Annotated in this window: 2 protein-coding genes and 1 pseudogene; 1 reads left to right on the top strand and 2 read right to left on the bottom strand. The window is 71.8% G+C overall.

Going from position 1 to position 2,382, the window contains the following annotated elements:
- The first annotated feature begins 243 nt into the window (after positions 1–243).
- Positions 244–1,332 (top strand): YHYH protein, encoded by a 1,089-nt coding sequence (locus tag ACFXA3_RS41090; protein ID WP_385196367.1) that lies wholly within the window; start codon positions 244–246, stop codon positions 1,330–1,332.
- Between the two features lie 63 nt (positions 1,333–1,395).
- On the opposite strand, the gene kdpC is transcribed toward ACFXA3_RS41090, so the two are convergent.
- On the bottom strand, positions 1,396–2,037 hold the full coding sequence (gene kdpC / locus ACFXA3_RS41085) for a potassium-transporting ATPase subunit KdpC (RefSeq protein WP_385196364.1): 642 nt from the start codon (positions 2,035–2,037) through the stop codon (positions 1,396–1,398).
- Between the two features lie 22 nt (positions 2,038–2,059).
- Positions 2,060–2,382 (bottom strand): annotated as a pseudogene (locus tag ACFXA3_RS41080) (potassium-transporting ATPase subunit B); the annotation flags it as partial.

Here is a 2,382-nt window from a genome sequence, read left to right as displayed (position 1 = left end):
CGGGGGGGGTCCCCCCGGGGGGGGGGGGGGGGGGGGGGGGGGGGGGGGGGGGGCCCCCCCCCCCCGCGCACCGTGCTCCGTGCGGGGTTAATTTAATTGCACGGCTAGTGCAATATGGGGCTGATTTTGTGTACTGTGGACGACGTGGCCTTCGCTGCCCGGTCGTCGGCAAGGACCGCCAGGGCGCGAAAGGCCTTCCCGCGGGGGGCGTTCGCCTGGAGGACAGGCAGAAGGAGTTCCACGATGTCCCGCCACCACGATCCGTCGCCCTCCCATGCCCGGGAGCGCGGCCGCAAGACCCACCGCACCCCCGCCGCGAGAACCCTGCGGCCCGTCATCGCCGCCCTGGGCGCCGCGGCACTCGTGTCCGCGTGCGGGGCCGGCGGGGCGACCGGGGCGGCAACGCCCGCAACCGCCTCGGCGTCGGCCGCCACCTCCGCCTCCGGCGGTACCCCCGATTCCTGGTCCGGCGCTCCGACCGACCCGAAGAAGGTCCCGATCGGGGACGGAAAGGTCGAGCAGACCGGAGCGAAGCAGGGCTACGCCTGGAGCTGCCGGGCGGCGGACGGCACGATCGGCGGCGCGCAGAAGGACGGGCCCTGGATCGACCGGAAGTCGAAGACCTGGGACTCCACCTCCAAGGTCTCCGTGCAGGGCAGCCACACCTGGCCCCAGGCCGACTACAGCGAGACCGTCAGCGGCACGCACCGGGTGATCAAGTCGACCGGGCTGCCCACGCACGAGGTCACCGGCACCTTCCCCATCCAGCCGTCCGACCCCGCCTACCAGTACGACTTCAACCCCAACACCATCAAGCAGAAGGCCGTCGGCTACACCCTCCCGCTCAACCCCACGGCCGCGGCCCACCCGTCGTGCCTGGCCGGGCAGGTCGGCATCCTGAAGAACGGCGTGCTCCTCTTCGCCGGGTTCGACGGCGAGGACCGCGACGCCGTCGCGCACGAGACCCAGGACGCCTGCGACGGCCACCCCGCCCCCACCGAGGAGTACCACTACCACGACATCCCCTCGTGCCTGCTGAACGCGACCGAGGGCAAGCGCTCCACCCTGGTCGGCTACGCCCTCGACGGCTACGGCATCTACGTCGAACGCGACGCCAAGGGCAACCTGCCCACCAACGCCGACCTCGACGAATGCCACGGACGCACCAGCACCGTCGAGTGGAACGGCAAGCAGACCAGCATCTACCACTACGTCGCCACCAAGGAGTTCCCGTACACGGCGGGCTGCTTCCACGGCACGAACAACACCCCCGCCCCGTCCGGGCCACCGCCCGCCCGGAAGGCTCCGGTCGCCGCGCCGACGTCCCGGTAGCCGGACGCCGGGCGGGAGGCCGCACCCGCCCCGGTCCGCTGCGTCCCGGCCCGGCGGCGGACCTCACCGGAGCCCGCTCAGCTCCTCGTTGAGCTCCACCACGTTCACCCGCTCCTCGCCGAGGAAGCCGAGGTGGCGGCCCTCGACGTGGCGGGAGACCAGCGACCGTACGCGCTCGGGGGACAAGCCCCGGGACCTCGCGACCCGCCCGATCTGCTCGTGTGCGTAGGCCGGGGAAATATGGGGATCCAGGCCGGAGCCGCTGGACGTGAGGGCGTCGGCGGGGACGTCCTGCGGCCGGACCCCGTCGAAGGCCGCCACCTGCGCCCGCCGGCCGGCAATGGACCTGACCAGAACCGTGTTGTTGGGACCCAGGTTGGAGGCGGTGGAATTGCCCGGGTCGTAGGCGCCCCCTCCCGGGCCGCCCTCGGCCGCGGAAGGTCGGGGCTGGAACCACCGGGGGTCGGGGCGCGGCCCCGCGCCGCCGCGTGCGGGGGAGAGGTCGAAGTCCTGACCGATGAGCCGCGAGCCGACCACCCTGCCGTCGGCCGTCAGCAGCGAACCGTTCGCCTGCCCGGGGAAGACGAGCTGTGCGATGCCGGTCACGGCCAGCGGGTACACGATGCCGGTGACGGCCGTGAACACGAGCAGCATCCGCAGGGCGCACAGATGACGCCGCAGGGCGGGGGGAAGACGCAGCAGCACGGTGGATCCCTTCCGTCGGGTGTCAACGCAGGCCGGGAACGAACTGGACGGCGAGGTCGATGAGTTTGATGCCGACGAACGGCAGGACGAGGCCACCCAGCCCGTAGAGCCAGATGTTCCGGCTGAGCAGTGCGGCGGCGGAGGAGGGCCGGTAGCGCACCCCGCGCAGGGCCAGCGGGATGAGGGCGACGATGATCAGTGCGTTGAAGATGATCGCGGACGAGATCGCCGAGGTGGGGCTGTGCAGCCTCATGATGTTGAGCTTGTCGAGGCCCGGGTAGACGACGGCGAACATGGCCGGGATGATCGCGAAGTACTTCGCGACGTCGTTGGCGATGGAGAAGG

This window comes from Streptomyces sp. NPDC059456 (assembly GCF_042750055.1).
GTDB lineage: Bacteria > Actinomycetota > Actinomycetes > Streptomycetales > Streptomycetaceae > Streptomyces.
This window is presented reverse-complemented; position numbering and strand designations above follow the sequence as displayed.

What these genes read in the sequence shown, in the direction of transcription:
- ACFXA3_RS41090 (WP_385196367.1), top strand. Translation starts at nt 244, where the DNA reads ATGTCCCGCCACCACGATCCGTCGCCCTCCCATGCCCGGGAGCGCGGC.